General features: G+C 32.5%; 2 protein-coding genes. Both read right to left on the bottom strand.

The genetic code is table 11. From position 1 onward, the window contains the following. Positions 1-642: 642 nt before the first annotated feature. On the bottom strand, positions 643-1002 hold the full coding sequence (locus ABWO04_RS11010; protein ID WP_353079741.1) for a hypothetical protein: 360 nt from the start codon (positions 1000-1002) through the stop codon (positions 643-645). Between the two features lie 1200 nt (positions 1003-2202). Continuing rightward, the gene (locus ABWO04_RS11005; RefSeq protein WP_353079740.1) at positions 2203-2412 is read right to left on the bottom strand and encodes a hypothetical protein; all 210 of its coding nucleotides are present in this window, start codon (positions 2410-2412) and stop codon (positions 2203-2205) included. Positions 2413-2750 lie beyond the last annotated feature (338 nt).

Genomic DNA, 2750 nt, shown 5'->3' with positions numbered 1-2750 from the left:
ACGAGTGCAAAAATGTCCAATAAAAATTATGTCCTAAATAATTTTCTTGTTTTTGCACTTATTGTTCAACCCCGTGCAAAAACTAGTTTAATGATCTACGAGATCAACACACACAGGTGAGCCTGATGGGCAAATTTTTTAACGTTGTTTGTAAAACCTTTGAAAATTACGTGTTAAAATAAATTTATTCATACAAAATTTCAAACACGTGTTTTTATTTTATTACACTGGTTTACAAAGCAAGTAATTAACGGTAATGATTACATTTTGTACTTGAAAAATTTTGCGTTTCTTACATTCTGAAAAAAGTAAGACCATTTTAAAGATAAATATTTTAGAAATTTTTACGAAAAAGTGTGTTACATTTGGAAAAAAGCAAGACCATTTTAAAAATAATTTTTTTGAAATTTTTACGAAAAACGTACAAGCGTATTTGGTTTTGAAAACTTTATAATCTTGTAGCAAAAAGATTTAAATTGAGAGCATGCGTAAAAGTAAAAGAAATGTAGAGGCAACTAAAAAGAAGCGTTAAAACTAACTTATAAAAGTCGTTTTGGTTGACAACAGGCAGCAAAAGGGCAGCAAAAAGTTTTAATTTGTTTAATAGTTTTTAAAAGACCATTTCACTTACGGAATTTTGCACTATTCCGTGTCAGACCAAATGCCTTCGTCAAAAATGTCTTCCATCATGTCCGGGGGCTGTTCATTTTGTTCGTCCAGGGGCTGTTCATTTTGTTCAACCCAAGCCAAGAAATTGTTCATGAAAGCTTCCACGTCGAGTGCAGCTTCAGCTTCAGCTGCAGCTTCATCACCGTGGCGATCAAGCACGCAATTTGAGTCACAATCTGGGTCTTTGACAGATGGACACCGGGGAACCCAAATTAACTTTTGTAGATGTGGGCTGTAGACACACACTCTCATGCTTGATGAATGATTTTCAAAGTTGTTACGTTTTTGGCAGAAACGAAAACAGCAACAAAAAAGATTCTTGATCCAATTCATTTTTTGGTTAATTTTCTTTAACGATGATGAAAAATGTAATAAATATTTTTTTTTATATTTAATAATAGCTTGCGTAAGCTTTCATTTAAACTATTCTAAAGTTTCTGTTTCATTTCAAACTGTAATTTGTCCGAATTCAAACATATTTTATGAAAAAAATTAGGTTCAGTTTAGTTTTAACGAGAGGTTATGTTTTACTTGTACAAAGTTGTTTTTCGTAGAGTCAACTCTAATTTTAAAATTAACAAACACCAAGTCAAGTTTCTAGTGGACACGTTCAAAACGAGTTGGTGACTAAATTCTAGAACAGTAAACTATTAAGCTGGCAATTTACGTCAAATTATCTTTCAAACACATGTAGGGTTCCACACGTCGCACACACATTTTAAGTTTTCTGCTGTCCTGTACTTTTACAATCGACAACAACAATACACTTTCATAAGAGCCGCCCACAACAAATATACCGTTTTTATTTTATGAATCCATCAACACATAAAATATTCGCATTACGTAAAGGTCTTGCACAGGACAAAAGTAATAAAGACATATCTAAGTAAACTAATACTTCAAAAACATATAAACTCTAATCAAAAATTATTTTCATTCAAAAAACGGAATTTATAAAATCACGTAGGCTATTTTATAAATTCTCATTCACACAAATACAAAAAAATATTATCTTCAGCATTATTTTTTCTCAAATTCGTTAATGAAACATTCCGCTAAAAACTTGAAATCTATTCCCCAACCAATGATCTGTTTCGCCGGCCTAACTAACTCACTCGGTTGGGCGCATTCAATTTACACAAAATAATAAAATTTACAAATACAATTCCTTTAAACATTACTAAACACAAACAAGTTTAAAGACAAATACTAAAACCGATTCCAAACCAAACACCAATACCGTGTATCAAAACGATGTATAAATTATTTTCAAAAATATTTTTTCAAAATTCCGGAAAATTGACCCCAGTTCAGTCAAATAATTAGAGACAACAACGCATGAAAAATTCTCTAATTTCTTTTCCATATCACCAAGGGATAAAAAATATAAATTTTTCCAAATTAGGTAAAGTTGAAATGAGAAATATAAAAGAAAACAAAAACGAATAAGTTTTCCAAACTTTAAGATTTTATTTATTTTATTTTTTCACTACACTTCAGACTACAATTTTTTATTAAACCACACATTACAAATTACTTTTTCTTCATTTTAATGGCGGCTTCCAGAGCGTCTTGTAAATTTCTATTTTGTCTTTCGGCCCGATCCCTCTGTCTCCTTAGATCCGCCAAGATCTGTTCCTCTATGTCCCGGATCTGCCCCAGAAGTAGATTTCGGCGGAACGGATCCCTCTCCCTCTCCAGCTGTAGCTCGAAAAATACCAGATCTCTCTCAAGCCGGTCCATTTTTTCACTCGCAAATATTTTACTAACGTTGTGAGTGACCGAAAGTAAACTAAAGCCTTTTCAAGCAATTCTCTTTCAAACAACTGCCCCGCAAACGATGCGCGCGCAAGTTAAGCATAAAAAATGATTTTACAAATAGAGATAGGGTAGGGTAAGCCCATCTTTTTCCTATGTTTTTCCTATTTCAAATATTTCCCGTTTTTTAAGTAATAAAGAATCCCCAGCAGACGTCCTCTTTCCCTCGTTTGAAGGTTTCGAAGTAGTTTTTCTTTCTTTCCCATTTTTCTGATTAAGCAAAGCAGCTATTTTTGAAGTCACGTTGATAATGGTATTTCTTT

The sequence above is a fragment of the Flavobacterium sp. genome, assembly GCF_040382755.1.
GTDB lineage: Bacteria > Bacteroidota > Bacteroidia > Flavobacteriales > Flavobacteriaceae > Flavobacterium.
The sequence above is the reverse complement of the archived record's forward strand: the minus strand, read 5'-3'. Positions and strand labels throughout refer to the sequence as shown.